General features: G+C 62.6%; 26 protein-coding genes. 18 read left to right on the top strand and 8 right to left on the bottom strand.

The window, feature by feature from the left end:
• The first annotated feature begins 25 nt into the window (after positions 1 to 25).
• The 3 genes from BPNPMPFG_RS19390 to BPNPMPFG_RS19380 all read left to right on the top strand — a co-directional run bounded on the left by BPNPMPFG_RS19390 (position 26) and on the right by BPNPMPFG_RS19380 (position 1,862).
• Positions 26 to 625, top strand: coding sequence for an NADPH-dependent F420 reductase (locus tag BPNPMPFG_RS19390; protein WP_258590306.1), 600 nt, complete (start codon positions 26 to 28; stop codon positions 623 to 625).
• An 84-nt stretch (positions 626 to 709) separates the two neighbouring features.
• Positions 710 to 1,123: a nuclear transport factor 2 family protein gene (locus tag BPNPMPFG_RS19385; RefSeq protein ID WP_258590305.1), complete on the top strand. Its 414-nt coding sequence runs from the start codon at positions 710 to 712 to the stop codon at positions 1,121 to 1,123.
• 106 nt (positions 1,124 to 1,229) lie between these two features.
• The gene (locus tag BPNPMPFG_RS19380; protein ID WP_258590304.1) at positions 1,230 to 1,862 is read left to right on the top strand and encodes a class I SAM-dependent methyltransferase; all 633 of its coding nucleotides are present in this window, start codon (positions 1,230 to 1,232) and stop codon (positions 1,860 to 1,862) included.
• 389 nt (positions 1,863 to 2,251) lie between these two features.
• On the opposite strand, the gene BPNPMPFG_RS19375 is transcribed toward BPNPMPFG_RS19380, so the two are convergent.
• Both BPNPMPFG_RS19375 and BPNPMPFG_RS19370 read right to left on the bottom strand, forming a co-directional pair.
• A complete protein-coding gene (locus BPNPMPFG_RS19375) occupies positions 2,252 to 2,749 on the bottom strand; it encodes a hypothetical protein (RefSeq protein ID WP_258590303.1) in 498 nt (165 codons plus the stop codon).
• A gap of 329 nt (positions 2,750 to 3,078) precedes the next feature.
• Positions 3,079 to 3,996: a polyprenyl synthetase family protein gene (locus tag BPNPMPFG_RS19370; protein ID WP_258590302.1), complete on the bottom strand. Its 918-nt coding sequence runs from the start codon at positions 3,994 to 3,996 to the stop codon at positions 3,079 to 3,081.
• A 78-nt stretch (positions 3,997 to 4,074) separates the two neighbouring features.
• On the opposite strand from BPNPMPFG_RS19370, the gene BPNPMPFG_RS19365 reads away from it, so the two are divergent.
• From BPNPMPFG_RS19365 to BPNPMPFG_RS19330, 8 genes are all read left to right on the top strand, one after another.
• Positions 4,075 to 4,836 carry a biosynthetic peptidoglycan transglycosylase gene (locus tag BPNPMPFG_RS19365; protein ID WP_258596813.1) on the top strand — a complete coding sequence of 254 codons (762 nt, stop codon included), beginning with the start codon at positions 4,075 to 4,077 and terminating at the stop codon, positions 4,834 to 4,836.
• A 142-nt stretch (positions 4,837 to 4,978) separates the two neighbouring features.
• Positions 4,979 to 5,161, top strand: a complete 183-nt coding sequence (rpmF, locus tag BPNPMPFG_RS19360; RefSeq protein WP_008834724.1) for a 50S ribosomal protein L32 — start codon at positions 4,979 to 4,981, stop codon at positions 5,159 to 5,161.
• A 443-nt stretch (positions 5,162 to 5,604) separates the two neighbouring features.
• The gene (locus tag BPNPMPFG_RS19355; protein WP_258590301.1) at positions 5,605 to 6,111 is read left to right on the top strand and encodes an Lrp/AsnC family transcriptional regulator; all 507 of its coding nucleotides are present in this window, start codon (positions 5,605 to 5,607) and stop codon (positions 6,109 to 6,111) included.
• Positions 6,104 to 6,961: a transporter substrate-binding domain-containing protein gene (locus tag BPNPMPFG_RS19350; protein WP_258590300.1), complete on the top strand. Its 858-nt coding sequence runs from the start codon at positions 6,104 to 6,106 to the stop codon at positions 6,959 to 6,961. Before BPNPMPFG_RS19355 ends, BPNPMPFG_RS19350 begins: the two co-directional genes overlap by 8 nt.
• A gap of 98 nt (positions 6,962 to 7,059) precedes the next feature.
• The gene (locus tag BPNPMPFG_RS19345; RefSeq protein WP_258590299.1) at positions 7,060 to 7,719 is read left to right on the top strand and encodes an amino acid ABC transporter permease; all 660 of its coding nucleotides are present in this window, start codon (positions 7,060 to 7,062) and stop codon (positions 7,717 to 7,719) included.
• Positions 7,716 to 8,390: an amino acid ABC transporter permease gene (locus BPNPMPFG_RS19340; protein WP_258590298.1), complete on the top strand. Its 675-nt coding sequence runs from the start codon at positions 7,716 to 7,718 to the stop codon at positions 8,388 to 8,390. The genes BPNPMPFG_RS19345 and BPNPMPFG_RS19340 overlap by 4 nt, the downstream gene beginning before the upstream one ends.
• Positions 8,391 to 8,421: 31 nt before the next feature.
• A complete protein-coding gene (locus tag BPNPMPFG_RS19335; RefSeq protein WP_413776783.1) occupies positions 8,422 to 9,375 on the top strand; it encodes an agmatinase in 954 nt (317 codons plus the stop codon).
• A gap of 201 nt (positions 9,376 to 9,576) precedes the next feature.
• The gene (locus BPNPMPFG_RS19330) at positions 9,577 to 9,978 is read left to right on the top strand and encodes a hypothetical protein (RefSeq protein ID WP_258590297.1); all 402 of its coding nucleotides are present in this window, start codon (positions 9,577 to 9,579) and stop codon (positions 9,976 to 9,978) included.
• A gap of 228 nt (positions 9,979 to 10,206) precedes the next feature.
• Here the strand turns inward: BPNPMPFG_RS19330 and BPNPMPFG_RS19325 are convergent, their stop codons facing one another.
• The 3 genes from BPNPMPFG_RS19325 to BPNPMPFG_RS19315 all read right to left on the bottom strand — a co-directional run bounded on the left by BPNPMPFG_RS19325 (position 10,207) and on the right by BPNPMPFG_RS19315 (position 11,641).
• Positions 10,207 to 10,638, bottom strand: coding sequence for a GlcG/HbpS family heme-binding protein (locus tag BPNPMPFG_RS19325; RefSeq protein WP_258590296.1), 432 nt, complete (start codon positions 10,636 to 10,638; stop codon positions 10,207 to 10,209).
• A gap of 171 nt (positions 10,639 to 10,809) precedes the next feature.
• A complete protein-coding gene (locus BPNPMPFG_RS19320) occupies positions 10,810 to 11,043 on the bottom strand; it encodes a hypothetical protein (protein ID WP_258590295.1) in 234 nt (77 codons plus the stop codon).
• Positions 11,044 to 11,119: 76 nt separating this feature from the next.
• The gene (locus tag BPNPMPFG_RS19315) at positions 11,120 to 11,641 is read right to left on the bottom strand and encodes a winged helix-turn-helix transcriptional regulator (protein ID WP_258590294.1); all 522 of its coding nucleotides are present in this window, start codon (positions 11,639 to 11,641) and stop codon (positions 11,120 to 11,122) included.
• A 100-nt stretch (positions 11,642 to 11,741) separates the two neighbouring features.
• Here BPNPMPFG_RS19315 and BPNPMPFG_RS19310 point away from each other — a divergent pair, with 100 nt between their 5' ends.
• The 6 genes from BPNPMPFG_RS19310 (at position 11,742) to BPNPMPFG_RS19285 (ending at position 15,099) form a co-directional block, all read left to right on the top strand.
• Positions 11,742 to 12,620, top strand: coding sequence for an alpha/beta fold hydrolase (locus tag BPNPMPFG_RS19310; RefSeq protein WP_258590293.1), 879 nt, complete (start codon positions 11,742 to 11,744; stop codon positions 12,618 to 12,620).
• Between the two features lie 79 nt (positions 12,621 to 12,699).
• Positions 12,700 to 13,356 carry a glutathione S-transferase family protein gene (locus BPNPMPFG_RS19305; protein ID WP_258590292.1) on the top strand — a complete coding sequence of 219 codons (657 nt, stop codon included), beginning with the start codon at positions 12,700 to 12,702 and terminating at the stop codon, positions 13,354 to 13,356.
• A gap of 5 nt (positions 13,357 to 13,361) precedes the next feature.
• On the top strand, positions 13,362 to 13,697 hold the full coding sequence (locus tag BPNPMPFG_RS19300) for an ArsR/SmtB family transcription factor (RefSeq protein ID WP_258590291.1): 336 nt from the start codon (positions 13,362 to 13,364) through the stop codon (positions 13,695 to 13,697).
• A gap of 11 nt (positions 13,698 to 13,708) precedes the next feature.
• Positions 13,709 to 14,182 carry an SRPBCC family protein gene (locus BPNPMPFG_RS19295; RefSeq protein ID WP_258590290.1) on the top strand — a complete coding sequence of 158 codons (474 nt, stop codon included), beginning with the start codon at positions 13,709 to 13,711 and terminating at the stop codon, positions 14,180 to 14,182.
• 52 nt (positions 14,183 to 14,234) lie between these two features.
• Positions 14,235 to 14,600, top strand: a complete 366-nt coding sequence (locus tag BPNPMPFG_RS19290) for a nuclear transport factor 2 family protein (protein WP_258590289.1) — start codon at positions 14,235 to 14,237, stop codon at positions 14,598 to 14,600.
• A 34-nt stretch (positions 14,601 to 14,634) separates the two neighbouring features.
• Positions 14,635 to 15,099, top strand: coding sequence for an SRPBCC family protein (locus BPNPMPFG_RS19285; protein ID WP_258590288.1), 465 nt, complete (start codon positions 14,635 to 14,637; stop codon positions 15,097 to 15,099).
• Between the two features lie 31 nt (positions 15,100 to 15,130).
• Here the strand turns inward: BPNPMPFG_RS19285 and BPNPMPFG_RS19280 are convergent, their stop codons facing one another.
• The 3 genes from BPNPMPFG_RS19280 to BPNPMPFG_RS19270 all read right to left on the bottom strand — a co-directional run bounded on the left by BPNPMPFG_RS19280 (position 15,131) and on the right by BPNPMPFG_RS19270 (position 16,958).
• Entirely contained in the window at positions 15,131 to 15,394 is a 264-nt protein-coding gene (locus BPNPMPFG_RS19280) for an ArsR/SmtB family transcription factor (RefSeq protein WP_258590287.1), read from the bottom strand.
• A gap of 31 nt (positions 15,395 to 15,425) precedes the next feature.
• Positions 15,426 to 16,673, bottom strand: coding sequence for an MFS transporter (locus BPNPMPFG_RS19275; RefSeq protein WP_258590286.1), 1,248 nt, complete (start codon positions 16,671 to 16,673; stop codon positions 15,426 to 15,428).
• A gap of 90 nt (positions 16,674 to 16,763) precedes the next feature.
• A complete protein-coding gene (locus tag BPNPMPFG_RS19270) occupies positions 16,764 to 16,958 on the bottom strand; it encodes a DUF1192 domain-containing protein (protein WP_258590285.1) in 195 nt (64 codons plus the stop codon).
• A gap of 112 nt (positions 16,959 to 17,070) precedes the next feature.
• Here BPNPMPFG_RS19270 and BPNPMPFG_RS19265 point away from each other — a divergent pair, with 112 nt between their 5' ends.
• Complete coding sequence (locus BPNPMPFG_RS19265; RefSeq protein ID WP_258590284.1) at positions 17,071 to 18,081, top strand: NAD(P)H-quinone oxidoreductase; 1,011 nt, start codon at positions 17,071 to 17,073, stop codon at positions 18,079 to 18,081.
• Positions 18,082 to 18,300: the final 219 nt, after the last annotated feature.

The following is an 18,300-nucleotide window of genomic DNA, read 5'->3' as shown; positions in this document are numbered from 1 at the left end:
GTTAAAACAAGATCGGAGAGGCATTATGAGCTATTCAATTATAGGATTCGGCAATATCGGCCAGGCATTGGCCAAGGCGTTTGCCCGCAACGGCATCAAAGTATCCGTTGCAACCACACGCGACCCGGAAAGCTTTGCAGCCGATGCGGCCGCGATCGGACCCACGATCATTCCCAAAAAATTGGCGGACGCCCTCAAGGCGGACATCATCTTTTTGGCTGTCCGTTTCGAGTCGCACCCAGAGGTCGCGAAGGCGCTCGCCAGCTGGCAGGGAAAGACCATCGTCGATGTGACCAATGCCTACGGCGTGCCTCCTGAAAAACTGGGGGGACAGCCTTCTTCCAAGTTCATCGCGCATGCTTTCTCTGGTGCAAAACTAGTCAAGGGCTTCAACCATCTGGTCGCTGCCGTCCTTGACCAAGACCCGGCCGTGCATGGTGGCAGAAGAGTCGTGTTCCTGGCGAGCGACGATGACGCCGCCGCAGCGGAGATTGGTGCGCTCGCGGAAAATCTCGGTTTCTCGCCGATCAAACTTGGCGGGCTGTCGGAAGGTGGGCTGCTGGTCCAGGCGCGCGGAAATAGCTGGGGTCATCTGATCTTTAAGGACCTGGTCAAGTTCGATTGATGAACACGACGTGCCCACCGGCAGGGCCACGATGCACGGATCGGATCGGGCACGATGCGATCCAAGCGAAATGGAGAAATTCCCATGAGCATTGAGAAGAACATCCAGACCGTGAAGGACTTCTTCGCCGCGATCGGCAGCGGCGACAGGGATGGCCTGCTGGCGCTGGCCGCCGAAGACATCGAGTGGATCATCCCGGGCAAAGACTGGCCACTGGCTGGAACGCGCCACGGACACGCCGGGCTGGCGGATTTGCTTGAGACGGCATCCAAGTCGATAGAAACGTCCACGGAACCCCGGGAGTTCGTGGCGCAAGGAGACCGGGTCCTCGTCGTCGGCTTTGCGACGGGAAAGATCAAAGCCACGAACAAGACGTTCGAGGACAACTGGATCTTCGCCATCACGGTCCGGGACGGCAGACTGACCAACATCCGGGAATACGTCGACACACAAGCACTGGCGCGCGCCGCGCAGATGGGCGCGGCCGGGCCTGCATAGCGCCGGCCCTCTGCAGCCGTCGGCTCGGGGTAGACGGTGGATCAGCCGTGGATCGCCCCCTCGCACGCCGCAGGCTAGTCGAATGCTCAACCTAAAGGAGATTCCAATGTACGACCAATCCAAGCTATCCGAATTGATCCGGTTCGCACGAGTTGATGCGGGCTCCACCGTCATCGACGTTTACCCGGGCGACGGCGACTGGACCCGTCTCTTCTCCGACATCGCGGGACCCAAAGGACGGGTCTACAGCTTCGTGCCGGCCGAAGTCGCCGACTTCAAGAACGATCCGGTCGGCCGCATGCGGACGCTTGCGAAGGAGCCGGGCCGAGAGAACGTCGAAGCGGTCTCGGCGGACCTCGTCGCGATGCCGCAGGTCACGCAGCCAGCGGATGTCCTATGGCTGCACCTGTTCTACCATGATCTCCACACCGCGCTGATCCAGAAGAAGGGTGCGACGGCGGCCGACTTCAATCGAGCCGTCCACGAGCGGCTTAAGCCCGGTGGGTCCTACGTCATCGTAGACCACGCCGCCGCCGCTGGGTCGGGCACGAGCGACACCCAGTCGCTGCATCGGATCGACCCTGCTTCCGTCCGCGAGGAGGTGGAGGCAGCCGGCTTCGTACTGGACGCAGAAAGCATCATCCTCGCGAACAAGGATGATGCGCACTCGATCAAGGTCTTCGATCCCTCGATCAAAGGCGAGACCGATCGCTTCGCCTTTCGATTTTTGAAGATCTGACACTGGGCCACTCGCCAACGATGAGGTCGGCTCTCGCGCGGGACGCGGCTTTGACAAATGCGACGACCCATTGTGGGTCGGTTTCGGAACGACAGCTTACCGCAGAAGTTGGTTGAAACCGGATCGTCCGCTGTCGGCCAGAAGTGGATAGGGCTCGTTCCCGAGCCGACATCGGCGATCGGTACGGTCCGGGATATCTTGCGGCTTGGCGCGCCTACCGTTTCGTCGGCGCGCCCGCGTGAACGAATCCAGCATCGGCCGCGCGAATTACTCGAGGAAAGTCCGGTCGTCGGTATTGATGAAGGCCTCGACAGGCGTTCCGGGATAACGCTGCTTGGCCTTGACACCGGCCTATACACGTCGATGGGCAGAAGCGCCGGGCGTGCAATTCATCCCTTGGTCGGCTCTTCGTAGATGCCGATGATAAGGAGCCATGCGCCCGAAATGAGGAAGGCGAACAAAACGATGGTTCCAAGGGCCGCGATGTAAAGTCCTATGCCGCGTCCGAGAATAAGGAAAATCGCGCCTGTGACTTCGGCAAGGTAACACACCGTGCCGCCCGCGAGCCGGGGCGGGGTCAGCCCGATGGAACTCATGCCCGCCATGATGGCGACGACATACCCTCTGACAAAGATGAATGTTGCTATGAGCCAGAGGAAAAGCCATTCGAAGCCGAGTGCCGGAAGATATTGACCTCCCAGAAGCGCAAGGCTGCATGCCATGAAAATCGCGCTGAAGCCCGACAGCATGTTGATTGCCCGGTTCTTGTGCGTCGTGTTGCGGACAATGCGTTCAGGATTGATTGAGATCGCGACGAAGATCAACCCGGCAAGCCCTGCCGCGCCGCCGCCCACCATGACGAAGAAATTACTCCATTGATCCAACATGACTTGCCCCTCAGGCCCGAGCTTCAGGCGGCTCGATGGACACGTAGGCTAGCATAGCTGCGTTCTCGAACTCCACGGGGCGAGACAGCCGATCGTGGGGTTTCGTCGTTTGGGCGACAGGTCCGGGATCTTGCGGCTTGGCGGCGCTCATCATCGAGCAATGATCTAGACCTGTGGATCGTCATCGGCGGGTGACGCCCCACCCGAAAACGGACCATCCGCATCCGCCCCTATGGAGACGTTCAGGGCCTTGATGCCAAGCGTCCGCTCCTGGCGCGAAGCAGACTGATTTCGCAATCCGATCTGGCCGACGTCCTCGTTGGCCTGACTCAGCTGTTGCGCGCTGCCACGAACGTTGCCGCCTCCTTCAGCAGCGCCGCTTGCTCGCCATAAGGTTCCAGCAATTCATGCGCCTGCTCGACGAGCCCATTCAACTGGCCGCGTGCCCAATTCGCTCCGTGCAGCGCCACCAGCGTCGCCTTGCCGGCGGCGGCGTCCTTGCCGGTGGCCTTGCCCATCTGGCTGGCATCGGCGGTCAAATCGAGCAGGTCGTCGGCGAGCTGGAAGGCAAGGCCGATCGCAGAGCCGAATTCGGCCAGCCGTTCACGGTCTTCGGTGGGAGCGCCGGCGATCAGCGCGCCGGCCTCGCAGGCGAAGCGGATCAGCGCGCCGGTCTTCATCGCCTGCAGCCGGATGATGCCGGCCTCGTCCGGCGGGGTCTGTTCGGCTTCGAGGTCGAGCTTCTGGCCGCCGACCATGCCGCCGGGTCCGGCCGCGCGGGCAAGCGCCAGCACCAGGGCTGCCCGCCGCTCCGCCGGCAGCACGGTCGCCTCGCCGGCAATGATGTCGAAGGCCAGCGTCAGCAAGGCATCGCCGGCCAGGATGGCGGTCGCCTCGTCGAAAGCCTTGTGCACGGTCGGCTGGCCACGGCGCAGATCGTCGTCGTCCATGGCGGGCAGGTCATCGTGGATCAGCGAATAGCAATGCACGCATTCGAGTGCGGCCGCTATACGCAGTGCCGCCTCGCCGTCGGCGGAAAAGAGGGCGGCACTTTCCATGACCAGGAAGGGGCGCAGGCGCTTGCCGCCGTTCAGCACGCCGTGGCGCATCGCCGCCATCAGACGGTCGGGCCGCGCGATCTCGCCCGAAAGCGCGCGGTCGTCGAGCAGCCGCCGCAGCAGCACCTCGACGGCGGCTGCCCGTCTGATAAGCGCCATTTCGAACGCCATTTCGTCGTCATTCGTCATGGCCGGGACCGGTAGCCGACACTCAGACGTTGCGCAAGAAGCCAAGCGCCATTATGCCGGAGCAGGCAGATGCACGGGTTGGGCGGCTTGGCGGAACCGATCGTCGATCATGAGACCGAAAAGCTGGACATGGCGAAGAGATCGCGGGGCGTGAACCGCCGCGGTCTCAGGCGCTGGGTCCGGCGCGGCATCGTCGTGGCCGCGGTGCTGGCGCTCATCCCAACGGTGCTGACGTTTCTCTATCTGCCGTCCTTCGTGCACCCGGTCTCGACGCTGATGCTGAAGGATTTGGCGACGTTTTCCGGCTACGACCGCCGCTGGGTGTCGATCGACGACGTGGCGCCGGTGCTGGCGAATTCGGTCATCATGTCGGAGGATGGGCAATTCTGCTTTCACCGCGGCGTCGATCTCGGCGAGCTGAGGGGCGTTGTCGACGACGCGCTGGCCGGCGAAGCGACGCGCGGCGCCTCGACCATCACCATGCAGACGGTGAAGAACCTGTTTCTCTGGTCGCGGCCGCTGGGCTCGGTGCGCAAGGTCGTCGAACTGCCGCTGGCCGTCTATTTCGACGCGGTGATGTCGAAACGGCGCATCATGGAGATCTATCTCAACATCGCCGAGTGGGGGCCGGGCATCTATGGCATCGAAGCCGCGGCGCAGCACCATTTCGGCATTCCGGCAAAACAATTGTCGCGGCGGCAGGCCGCGCTGCTCGCCGTCTCCTTGCCCAATCCGATCGCCCGCAATCCGGCGAAGCCCGGGCCTGGCCTCAGACGGCTCGCCAATCTGATCGAGCGGCGGGCCGGCCGCTCCGGCGCCTATGTCGGCTGTCTGCAGTAGCCAGCTCAAAAAAATTCGCCGCAGTGCTGGCCAAAACGGCGCAGGGCGTGTATAGGCACCCGACTTTCTCAGATTCCGGCCCCTGAAACGGCCCTTTCACGAGGGCGGGCGGGGCTTTTTGACCATGTAGTGGAGCATATCCATGGCCGTTCCGAAACGAAAAACCTCTCCGTCCAAGCGCGGCATGCGCCGCTCGGCCGACGCCCTCAAGGCCCCGACCTATGTCGAGGACAAGAATTCCGGCGAAATGCGCCGCCCGCACCACATCGACCTGAAGACCGGCATGTATCGCGGCCGTCAGGTGTTGACGCCCAAGGAAAGCTGAGACCAGCTTTCCTGAAGCTTTGAGTTACCGAAAGACCGGCCACTGGCCGGTCTTTTTGCGTTCGGTGGTCGCGGTGGCCCCCTATTTTGACGCAATTCCCTAAGGAAAGCGCTACGCGCTTTTCCTGGAATTGCTCTGGCCCGCATCGCGAAACGCGGGCGGCAACCGCCAGCATCCTCCAGGTTTTGATCCCTGATCTGTCCTGGCGCTGTTCAGCGCGCGGGCATCGCCAGCCATGTCCGGACGGATATCTGGCGAGGTGGGGTCATTGCTGCCTGGCGCTCGCCCAGGCGACTTCTCCAAAACCAACCAGCGATCCGGGGAGCCGCTGCCATCGGAGATGGCAGCGCTCGATGTTTTTCGGCGCGCATGGGATTGCATGGGACGATTTCTTATGTAAATTTCTATTTTATAGTCGTAAATCGACACAGATGGGGATTTTGATGTGGGATTTCGTCAGCACGAGTGATCTCGACGACACCGAACAGGCGGTGCTTTCCCAGCTCAAGGTCGACGGGCGGATGTCGAGCGTCGACATCGCCAAGCGCATCGGCGTCACCGAAGCGACCGTGCGGCGCAAAATGGCCCGTGTGCTCGAGGATCCGGATATCTGCATCCAGGCTGTCGTGCGGCCGCTGCGCAGCGATGTCGGCATCGCTGCCATCGTCGGGCTCGACGTCGACCGCGAGCACATCATCAGCGTTGCCAGGAAGCTGTCGGAGTATTCGTTCGTCGACAGCGTCTACGCCATGACCGGGCCGTTCGACATCATCATCCAGCTCACCTTGCCATCAACGACCAGCCTGCACGACTTCCTGGTCAGCGAACTGTCCAATGTTCCCGGGATCAAGGATTCCGAGAGCTACATGATCGGCCGCGTGTTCAAGCACTCAGGCCGGGCCTACCAGCGCAGCAAAACCGAAGAAAAAAAAGAGGGTAACAATGATTGAGTTCTTCTCCACATCGCGCCGCCGCGTCCTGTCCCTGCTCGCCGCCGCGCCGCTTTTCCTGTCATTTACGGCAGCTTCCCATGCCGATGGCCTGATCGACCAGATCAAGCAGCGCGGCACCATCGTCGTCGGCACCGAGGCCGCCTTCGAGCCGTTCGAATTCGTGCGCGACGGCCAGATCGTCGGCTACAACAAGGACATTCTCGACTATGTCGTCAGCCAGCTTGGCGTGAAGCTCGACCAGCTGAACCTGCCTTTCCAGGGGCTGCTGCCGGGCCTGCTGGCCAAGAAGTTCGACCTGATGGCGACCTCGACCGGCATCAATGCCGAGCGGGCGGCGAAATACGCCTATACGCGGCCGACAGGCTCGTTCGAGAACGTCATCGTCGTGCGCGCCGACGAGGAGCGCATCAAGAAGCCGGAGGACATCAACGGCATGGTGGTGGCAACGCAGCTCGCCTCTTCCGTGCAGCCGATCATCGAGGCCTATGACAAGGAGCTCAAGGACAAGGGCGGCAAGGGGGTCGGCGAACTGAAGCTGTTCACCTCCTTCCCCGAAACCCATGTCGCTCTCGCCTCCGGTCAGGTCGACGCCATCGTCATCGCCTCGCCTTCGGCGGCCGTGCTGATGAAGAACGTTCCCGATACCTACAAGGTCGTCGGCTCGATCGGCGAGTTCTCCTATCTGTCCTGGGTCGTGCGGCCGGAGGACAAGGATCTGCGCGAATTCATCAACGCCAAGATCGGCGAGTTGAAGGATAGCGGCAAGCTGAAGGAACTTCAGCTCAAATGGTTCGGTTTCGAGATGAAGACGCCTGCCGAAGGCTATCTGCCGGCAGGCGCGCTCTAACCGGTTCCATCCTTGAACATGTCTGGCGCGGCGCAAGCGATGGTCGCCGTCATCGCTTGTGCCGGCGCCAGACAGCGTCCCTCCGTCCGAGCTGAAAAATGTTCCATTTTTCAAAAACGCTGACCTTCCTGCCGCAATTCCTGACCGGCGCCGGCATCACGCTCGGTGTCTCGGCGCTGGGGTTCCTGGTCGGAACGGTGATCGGCTTCGGCCTGCTCGCCTGCGGCCGGTCGCGCTGGCGCGTGGTTCGCTGGATCGGCGCGCTCTACACCAGCTTCATTCGCGGCACGCCGCTGATCGTGCAGATCTTCGTGGTGTATTATGTGCTGCCGGGCCTGGTCGGCATCGACCTGCCGCCGCTGCTGGCGGGCGTGCTGGCGCTCAGCTTCAACAGCGCCGCCTTCGTCGCCGAGATCCTGCGCGCCGGGCTGACGCGCATTCCCGCCGGCCAGTATGAGGCGGCCAAGGCGCTTGGCCTGAAGCCGGTGGTGACCTGGTTCAAGATCATCATGCCGCAGCTGTTTCGCGCCATCATACCGCCGATGGTCAACGAGTTCACCATGCTGGTGAAGGCGTCATCCATCCTGTCGGTGATCGCCGTGGTCGAGCTGACCCGCACGGCGCAGAACATCATGAACGTCACCTACCGGCCGGTCGAAGCCTTCTGCATCGCGGCGGTGCTGTATTTCATCGTGCTGTTCTCCTGCAGCCTGCTGACCAGGCATCTGGAACGCAAGGCGGAGGGAGCGCGCGCATGAGCTTCGACTTTTCCGTCATCCTGGACAATTGGCAGATACTCGCCAAGGGGTTCGGCAATACGGTGCTGATGTGCGGCGTCTCGCTGCCGCTCGGCTTCGCGCTCGGCATCGTGCTGGCGCTGGTCAGGCTGCGCGGCGGGCGGCTGCCGGCGGGAATCGTCTCGGCCTATGTCGAAATCTTCCGCAACATCCCGTTCCTGATCCAGATCTTCCTGTTGTTCTACGCCTTGCCGATGTTCGGCATCCGGCTGTCGCCAGTGGTCGTTTCGATCGGCGCGCTGTCGGCCTATGCCAGCGCTTATTCCGCCGAAATCATCAGAGGGGCGATCCAGTCCATCCCGTCTGGGCAGGTCGAGGCAGGCTATGCGCTGGGGCTGCGCTACTTCACGATCTTCCGCAAGGTCCTGGTGCCGCAAGTGGTCGGCTACATCCTGCCCGCGGCCACCAACCTCACCATCACGCTGATCAAGGAATCGGCGATCCTGTCGGCGATCACCGTGCCGGAACTCACCTACATGGCCCAGAACATCATCGGCCGCACCTTCTCGCCGGTGGAGATCTTCACCGCCATCGCATTGCTGTACTGGGGGCTGACCGCCCTTGTGGCGGCGATCTCGCGCAGCCTGGAGCACAGGCTGCAGCCCCATCTCGCAGCCCGCCGTGGCGCCTGATTCAAAAAGCCTTCAACACAGAGGAGACCCCATGTCCAAACTCACCATTGCGCCGCGCGATGTCTTCCAGACATTCATGAACTTCCCGCTGGTCGAGGACCTCGACACGCTGAAGGCCGATGTCGCCATCATCGGCATGCCCTATGGCGATCCCTATACGATCGACGAGCTGATCAACGACCAGACCAAAGCGCCGACCGCGGTGCGGCGCGCCTCGCAGCGCATCAGCCAGGCGCTCGACCGCTATGATTTCGACATTGGCGGGCCGGTCTTCGACGGCCAGGACATCAGGGTTGTCGATGTCGGCGACGTGCCCGGCGCTGCGGCCGATCATGTCGGGCACTACAGCAGAGCCGAGGCGGCGATCCGCAAGATCCGCGCGGCCGGCACGCTGCCGATCACCATCGGGGGCGATCACGGCATTCCGATCCCGATCTTCCGGGCACTCGACGGCGAAGGCCCGATCACGCTGGTGCAGCTCGACGCCCATCTCGACTGGCGCGACAACGTCAACGGCGTCAAGGAAGGTTATTCCAGCACCATCCGCCGGGCGTCCGAGATGGCGCATATCAAGGACATCTTCCAGGTCGGCATTCGCGGCCAGGGCAGTGCCCGCGCCGAGGAGGTGGCAGCCGCCCACGCGTACGGCGCCAACATCATCACCACCAATGAATGGCAGGATATCGGCACGGCGGCTTTGCTCAAGCGCATACCGGATGGCGGCCGTTACTATCTGACCATCGACGCCGATGGCCTTGATCCGGCTGTGATGCCGGCGGTCGAGGGACCGCAGCCCGGCGGTGTCACCTATCGCCAGACGATCGAGCTGATCAAGGGGCTGTTCGCCAAGGGAAAGGTCGTTGGCATGGACATCGTCGAGATCGCGCCTGCCCGCGACATCAACGAGATCACCTCGATGACCGCCGGCCACATCATCCTCAACGTCATCGGTGCGGCCGTGCGCGCGGGTCAATTCAAGCGCTGAGCCTTCCGTCCTTTCGTTTGAGGTAATTGCGGGCGGACAACCGTTCCGCACTTTCCTGGAATTGCTCCGTGTCAGCCGGTCAACCGGCTGACACGGTTGTTGCATGCGGTCTTCGACCGTGTTCAGCGCTGCCACCGAAAAATCTTGACGGCGTGCCAGTGGCGCATTCTACAAAGGATTGCCCCCACATGGAGACGCCAGATGTTCGGTGCCATTCCGCTGCTGATCGTGCCTTTCGTGCTCTACAATCTCGGGCTTCTGGGAATATTCGGCAGCGGTGACGACCCGTGGGCGAGCGAAATCTTCTCGTTCAGCATGATGTCGGGCGGCGTGTTCTCGATGACGCTGGGCGACCTGATGGTGCTGCTCGGGCTAATCTTCCTTTTCCTCGAAATAGCGAAGTCGGTGCGCACGACCAATGCTTCGATCATGGACCATCTTCTGTCGACACTGGTCTTCGTCGCCTTCCTGGTCGAGTTCCTGCTGGTGAAGGGCGCGGCGCATTCCGTGTTCTTCACGCTGATGGTCATCGCGCTGTTCGATGTGCTGGCCGGTTTCGCGGTGTCGATGCGGTCGGCAAGCCGGGATATCAATCTGAATTAAGCTTTTGGCGCCGACGTTTGCCTTGGTCATCCTGGGGCGGAGCAAGGAGCGAAGCGACGCAGCGCAGACCCCGGGATCCATGCCGCGACTTCAGAGCGCTGCAGCGGTGCAGAATTCTGCTCCGCTGCACTCTCCGGCAAAGGTCCCGGCATGGGTCCCAGGGTCTCCGCGACGGAGCTTCGCTCCTGCTTCGCCCTGGGATGACGAAGTCGGAAGGCTTCCAACGGCTCAGCCCGGATCGGCGGTGAAGCCGGCGGCCTCGATGCCGGCGATTGCCGCGGCCTCGTCATTGTCCGAGGTATCGCCGGAAATGCCGACGGCGCCGATGATGGCGCCGGCCTTGTCGCGGATCAGTACACCGCCGACGACAGGCAGCACGCGACCGCCCGACACGTCGGAGATGCCGGCGACGAGGTGCGGGCGCTCCTTGGCGAAGGCCTCGACCCGACGCGAGCCCATGCCGATGGCGAGCGCGCCATAGGCCTTGCCGGCCGACATTTGCGGGCGCAGGAACGAGGCGCCGTCCTGACGCTGGAAGGCGACCAGGTGTCCGCCGGCGTCGAGCACGGAGACGCCGAGCGGCTTGAGCTTGAGATCGGCGCCCTTGGCAAAGGCGGCATCGATGATTTGCCTGGCTTTTTCGAGCGGCAGTGCGGTCATGGCAATCTCCTGTTTGAAAACGCGCCGATCATCGACCGTCGACGGGCACGGCAAAATCCCGGTTTCGGTTGAAATTGCTTCGCATGAAGAGGCGGAATGGAAAGCAGCACCGATGCGGCATTGCCGCTTGCGTGCTTTCGCACCCGCGGTCGAGCATACCTGCCGGTCGCGCTATTTCTTCTTGGCGCGCGCCGTCTTCTTGGCGGGGGCCGCAGGCGCGTTGGCAAGGTCTTCCGCTTCCTTGGCGAGACGCAGCGCCCGCAGCTTGTTGGTCTTGGCCTGGCGGGCGTCGCTCTCGGCGACGTATTCGGCCATTGCCTTCTGGCGGACGGTGGCCGCCTCTTCCTGCTTCTTGAAACGCAGGTCGGCGCGCGCGCGGGCGGCATCCCGAGAGTTCTCAACCAAGACCTTATCCAATCCCGTGAATTGTGATTTCCGTACCTTCTAGCAGAGCCGGCCCCCAAACGGGAAAATAAGTTGGTCACGCAGCGGTGCTGGCGGCGAGGGCCTTGCTGGCGACCACGGCCTCATAGGCGGCCCGCAAGGTCGCACGAACGGTGGCGTCCGCTGGTGTATCGAGTGGCATGCCGAGATGCTCGTGGCGCAATTCGTCCATGAACTTGTCCCACATCGGCTGTCCGCCCTTCTCCAGAAGCTCGGCGCGGATCGAGAGTTCTTCGCTGACCGGCAGCCAGACGCGGCCCCAGGCACCGAGATGGGCCAGGATCGGCACCAGTGTGATGGCCATCTCGGTCAGGCTGTAGATCGCCTTCTGCTTGTGGCTGGGGTCGTCGGCCTTGGTCAGCATGCCCAGCACCATCAGCCGTTTCAGCCGGTCGGCGAGGATGTTGGAGGCAATGCCTTCCATCGATCCGTTGAGCAGTTCGCGAAAGTGGCGCCTGCCGCCGAAAATCATGTCGCGAAGGATGATCAGGCTCCAGCGGTCGCCGAACACTTCGAGCGACAGGTTGATTGGGCATCCGGACCGGCGATCCATGCTCATGATATTTTCTCCAAGAAACCAGTTGCATTATCGTATCAGTTCTATTATCGTGCAACTGATTGCAAAATGCAATCAGTATTGCGGAGCGGGAGACTGCGCCATGACGACGATCGAACGCCCCCAAATCATATCCGAAGCCTTTGGCGATCCGGCAAACCCGCCGCTGTTGCTGATCATGGGAGCGATGGCCTCGATGCTCTGGTGGCCGGAGGCGCTGTGCCGGAAACTGGCCGACGCGGGCCTGTTCGTCATCCGCTACGACAATCGCGATACCGGCCGCTCGGCCAAATATCCGCCGGGAGAGCCGCCTTACACATTCGACGACATGGCGGACGATGCCATGCGTGTCCTTGACGACCACGGCGTCGGCAAGGCGCATGTCGTCGGCATGTCGATGGGCGGCATGATCGCACAGCTTGTGGCTCTCAAGCACCCGTCCCGCGTCACATCGCTGACCGTCATCAGCAGTTCGCCGCTGGGGATCGACACCGCGCATCTGCCGCAGACGAGCGACGCCTATGCCAAGCATTCGGCCGAGGGCGCCAAAGTCGATTGGTCGGATCGCGGCCAGGTGATCGATTTCATGATCAAGGACACGCGCGCCATTGCCAGCATCGCGCATCCATTCGATGAGGCCCGGATGCGGGCCTTCGTCGAACAGGATTACGATCGCTCCGGTGGTTTGCTGAGCGCGACCAACCACTTCATGGTCAAGGGCGGCGACGATTGGAATGGCCGCCTGCGCGACTTGGCGGCGCCGCTGCTGGTCATCCATGGCACGGCGGATCCGATCTTTCCGGTCGAACATGGCGAGGCGCTGGCCGAGGCGGTCGCCGGTGCGACAATTCTTCGGATCGAAGGCGGCGGTCATGAGCTGCCTCCCGACGACTGGACGGTGATGACTGATGCCATCGTCACCCATACCCGAGCGAACCAAGGCGGCAAAGCGGGTCTTGACGAGCGAGGTCCATCGCGATAGTTAAGCAAATGCTTCAGTGTTAATTCGGCCAGCAGCGCCGCGCGGCCACCGACGAACCATGAAACAGACGAGCAAAAAAATGTCCCTGACGCTTCATTGCCATCCACTGGCCTCCTTCTGCTGGAAGCCGCTGATCGCGCTGTATGAGAACGGCATCCCTTTTACGCCTGATATCGTCGATCTTGGCGACGAGCAGTCGCGCGCGGCCTTCCTGAAGATTTCGCCGAGCGGCAAGATGCCGGCGCTGCGCGACGATGCGCGCGACCGCACGGTGCTGGAATCGACCATCGTCGTCGAATATCTGGCCGCGCATTATCCGGGGCCGGTCGACCTCGTTCCCGCCGACATCGACCTGGCGCTCGCCGTCCGGCAGGCCGATCGTTTCTATGATTTCTATGTGCAGGAGCCGATGCAGAAAATCGTCGGCGACCGGTTGCGGCCGCAAGACAAGACCGATCCGTTTGGTGTCGAGCAGGCCCGCGCCCAGTTGCGCAACTCCTACGCCATCATCGAGCAGGACATGCTGTCGAAAGACTGGGCGATGGGTGACGCCTTCACCATGGCCGATTGCGCGGCGTCTCCGGCGCTGTTCTATGCCAACAAGGTCGAGCCGTTCGGCGACAAATACCCGGCCGTAAAACGCTATCATGACCGCTTGATGCTGCGCCCCGCTTTCACCCGCGTGATCGAGGAGGCGCAGCCCTACTTCAAGTTCTTCCCGTACAACAACGGCTGATCGCGATGCTGCACGATCCTGCCCAGCTCGATCTGATGTTCCAGGCGCTCGCCGATCCGGCGCGGCGGCAGATGGTCGACCGGCTGTCGCGCGGGCCCGCGTCGGTCAGCCAGTTGGCCGAGCCGCTGGCGATGTCGCTGTCGGCCGTCGTCCAACACCTCAATGTGCTGGAGGCAAGCGGCCTGGTGCGCTCGGAAAAGCTGGGACGTGTGCGCACCTGCCAGATCGAGCCGAAGGCGTTGAGAGCGGCGGAACACTGGATCAATGAACGGCGCCTCGCCTGGGAGCGCCGGCTGGACCGGCTCGGCGATTTTCTCGCCGAAACCAAGGACGAAAGCTGAAGGAGGCGATGATGACGGAAGCATCCGTGACCCACGCGACGATCGTGCTGGAGCGCATCTACGAGGCCTCGCCGGCGCGCGTGTTCCAGGCGCTTGCCGACCCGCGGGCGCGCGTCCGCTGGGGGACCCCATCGAAAAATGTCGAACTGATCTACGACAAGGCCGACTTCCGTGTCGGCGGACTGGATATCAGCCGCTGCGGACCGCGTGGCAGTCTGATCTACCGGGTCGAAACCCGCTACATCGACATCGAACCCGAGCAGCGCATCGTCTCGACCGAGCTGGTCCGCGAGGGCTGGAACCGGCTTTCCGCCTCGTTGATCACGGTTGAGCTTCAGCCGGTCGGTGCGTCGACGCGGCTGGTGCTGACCGATCAGATCGCCGCCTTCGGCGGCAAGGACATGGTCGCCGGCAGCGAGGCTGGATTCAGCGCGGCATTGGACAATCTGGCTGTCGAATTCTTGTCCACGACCGTCGGCGCCTGACAAGCAGCGATCGATCGGAACGGGCGCCGCTGAAACCAGAGGAGCAATCATCATGCATGGCAAAAGCAGATCGGACTTGGTGCGCAGCTATTTCGCGGCCTATCGGGCAAACGACCGCGCGATTATGGAGGCGGCACTGACCGACGATTTCACCTTCACCAGCCCCTATGACGATGCCATCGACCGCGCGACCTATTTCGTGCGCTGCTGGCCGAACAACAAGCTCATCAGGTCCATCACCGTCGACAGAATCTGCGAGGACGGCGATGCGGTTTTCGTTCTCTACCGCTGCGAAACATCGGACGGCAAGACCTTCCGCAACACCGAACTCCATTCGTTCCGCGACGACCAGCTGCGCAGCGTGGAGGTCTATTTCGGCGCCGCCTGGAAGGATGGCGTTTTCGTTCCGCAGCCATAACTGGCCAGTTCGATCAACCACAGAGGAGAAACCCGTGACCGGACATTCCGTCGTCCACTCCACCTTCGTCATCGAGCGCTTCTATCCGGCGTCGCCCGCGAAGGTCTATTTTGCGCTCAGCAATCCGGCCGCCAAGAAACGCTGGTTCGCCGACCCCGACAATCCGATGACCCACAGGCACGAGATGGATTTCCGCGTCGGCGGCAAGGAGGTCAATGCCGGTGGGCCGAAGGATGGGCCGGTCCACGTCTACAACGCTATCTATCAGGACATCGTGCCGGACCAGCGCATCGTCTACAGCTACGAGATGCTGTTTGGCGAAACCCGCATTTCGGTGTCGCTGGCCACGATCGAACTCCTTGCGGAAGGCGAGGGGACGCGGTTGGTGCTGACAGAGCAAGGCGCTTTCCTGGACGGCCATGACAAGTCGGAGACACGCGAGCACGGGACCAGGCTGTTGCTCGATGCGCTTGGCGCCTTCCTGGGCACGAAGGACTGAAATGGGATGATCTGTCGGGCGACTCGAGTGGTCACGCTTCCCAGAACTGATCGAGCCAGATGTTGAGTTTCAGGAAGCCGGCATTGCTTACAGTATAGACGCGCCTAGTGCCTTCGGCCTTGGCGTTGACCAGCCCGGCATCGAGCAGCACCTTCAAATGTTGCGACACAGCCGGGCGCGATACAGGCAAACCCGCTGCCAGTTGATTGACAGTCTTCGGGCCGCGGCGGAGCTCTTCCAAGAGATAACGCCGGTTGGGGTCGGCAATCGCCATGAAGGCGTCGGAAAACAACATGCCCTATTAGTGAGGCAAAGTCTTTCGAATCTCAACCGGTGGTTTCAGCTTTTCTGCGTGGATCAAGTCGCAATGCTTCCGGCGTCACCGAACGGTCGGCCGGCTGCGTCTTGAAGGCGTCGCGGTCGCCGATCGGCACCGGAGCGCGGCGGCTGATGCGCAGCAGCGTATAGCCCGCCAGGCTGAGATGGGCGAAGGCGGTCGCCAGGAACAGGCCTTCCGGGCGCATCCAGCCCATCAAGGCGGCCGCCAGCAAGGGCCCTATCATCGTGCCGAAGCCATAGAGCAGCAGCAGGCCGCCCGATACCTTGACGAAATCCTCGGAGCGGGCGTGGTCGTTGGCATGCGCCACTGCGATCGAATAGAGCGTGTAGGCGAAGGCACCGTAGGCGGCGGTGCAGACGATGACGAACACGGCGGAGCGTGGCTCGAACAGGAAGATCGCAAGCGCGAACAAGGCTGCGCCGAAGGCAGCGCCCGCCAGCACGAAACGCCGGTCGGTCTTGTCGGAGAGACGTCCGGCCGGAAGCTGCATGGCCGCACCGGCGACCACCACCAGGCTCATCATCAGGGCGATCTCGGCCGTGGAGATGCCGATGCGGGCGCCATAGACGGCGCCAAGCGTACCCCAGGCACCATTGGCGATGCCGATCAGAAGGCAAGCGACAGCCGATACCGGCGAATTGGCATAAAGGCCTTTGACGTCGAGCGAGACATCCTGCAGCGGCTTGGGGTGGGAGGCGGTCGAGACCGCTGTCGGGATCAGCGACAGGCAGAACAGGATGCCGGTGATCATGAACAGCGACGCCGACCTCACGTCGCCACCGGCGACGATCATCTGCCCGCCCATGATCGAGGCATAGGTGACCATCATGTAGAGGCCGAAGACGGTGCCGCGGTTCTCGTTGGTGGCCTTCTCGTTCAGCCAGCTCTCGATGACCATGAAGGCGCCGGCCATGGTGAAGCCGGTGAAGGCGCGCAGCAGGATCCAGACATATTCATCGATGATCAGCCCGGTGAGCAGCGCCACGATGGCGCCCGACGCGGCAAAGGCGCCGAAGGCGCGCACATGGCCGGCGCGCCGCACGAGGCGCGGGGCAAAGAAGCAGCCGGTGACGAAGCCGCCGGCCCAGGCCGTGCCCATCAGGCCGAGCGATGCGGTCGAGAAGCCTTCCAGTTGGCCGCGCAGGGGCAACAGCAGCCCGTGCAATCCAGACGCCGCGAGCAGGAATGCGGTGCCGCGAAGCAGCGAGAGGATCGGCCTGTAGGTTGCGAACATTGTTTGATCCGGCTCGAGTTTCACAGGGGCGCTGGGTCTGAAGACAGTCGCATTCGGGCTTTTCGGCGGCGGACCTTCGCGCCGGCGCGTCTATCCGCGGCGGAACAGCGCCTCGGCGGCCGATTTGGTGGTGTCCTTGGCCTTGAGCTCGGCTTCCAATCGGGCGATCTCGCCGCGCAGGATGCCGATGCGCTCGGTCAAGTCACTGACGGAAAGCAGCGACAGGTCCTGCCCGATCTCGTGCGGGCGTGCTTTCTTCTTGGGTTCGTCGTCGAAGATCGCCATCGTCGCTCCTCCCTGATTGACCATTTGCGTGATTTGGCAATGAGCATACATAGGGCAAGGGCACGGATGCAAACGCTGCCGAAAGACCGGCATTACGGAGACGGGAAAATCCATGGCGAGCGGACAGAAAATTCCGGCAAGAATGACGGCCATTGCGATCTCCGAACCCGGTGGCCCCCGAGTGCTGAAACCGGAAACGCGCGACGTGCCGCAGCCCGGCCCCGGCGAGATCCTGATCAAGGTGCATGCCGCCGGCGTCAACCGGCCCGATGTCCAGCAGCGTAAGGGCGCTTATCCGCCGCCGCCCGGTGCATCCGACTTGCCGGGCCTCGAAGCCTCGGGCGAAGTGGCCGCCCTTGGCGACGACATATCGCGCTGGCGCATCGGCGACCGCGTTTGCGCTCTGACGCCGGGCGGCGGCTATGCCGAATATGTCAAGGTCCATGCCGGCAGCGTGCTGCCGCTGCCGGCCGGCTTTACCCACACCGAAGCGGCGGCGGTGCCGGAAAACTATTTTACCGTCTGGCACAATGTGTTCGAACGCGGCGGCCTGAAGAGCGGCGAGACATTGCTTGTCCATGGCGGCTCGTCCGGCATCGGCACAACGGCAATCCAGCTTGCCTCGGCATTCGGCGCCTATGTCATCACCACAGCCGGCAACAAGGAGAAATGCGACGCCTGCCTGCAGCTCGGCGCCGACTGGGCGATCAATTATCGCGAGGAGGATTTCGTCGCCGCGGTCAAGGAGGCGACCGGGGGCAAGGGCGCCAACGTCATCCTCGATATGGTCGGCGGCGACTATGTGGCGCGCAATTACGAGGCCGCTGCGGTCGAGGGCCGCATTGTCCAGATCGCCGTGCAGGCTGGCGCCGTGGCGAGCGCCGACTTTTCCAAGATCATGGTCAAGCGGTTGACTCACACGGGTTCGACGCTGCGGCCACGGACCGTCGAGTTCAAGGCGGCGATCGCAGCAGTGCTGGAGGCGCAGGTGTGGCCGTTGCTCGGCACGCGCAAGGTGGCTCCGGTCATGGACATGATCTTCCCGCTCAGCGAAGCCTGGCGGGCGCATGAGCGCATGGAGGACGGCGAGCATATCGGCAAGATCGTGCTCGACGTCGGCTAGGACGTATCGAGATTCAGCCGGCCTGCAAATGGCTGATACCTGCGCCTCCGGTGCCTACTTACTTCGATACGGCCTGACCTGAATCTCGACATGTCCTGGGGCGTGTGTCTTCCCTGCCTACAAGATGAACAAAGGCTTAATGGTGCAATGCAGCATTTGCATCATTGCTATGCAAAATCGGCCGTTCAAGTCCTGATCGATGATGACTATTTGAGCATC

The sequence above is a fragment of the Mesorhizobium sp. AR07 genome (assembly GCF_024746815.1).
Taxonomy (GTDB): domain Bacteria; phylum Pseudomonadota; class Alphaproteobacteria; order Rhizobiales; family Rhizobiaceae; genus Mesorhizobium.
Note: the sequence above shows the minus strand (reverse complement) of the source record. Positions and strands in the feature narration are given on the sequence as shown.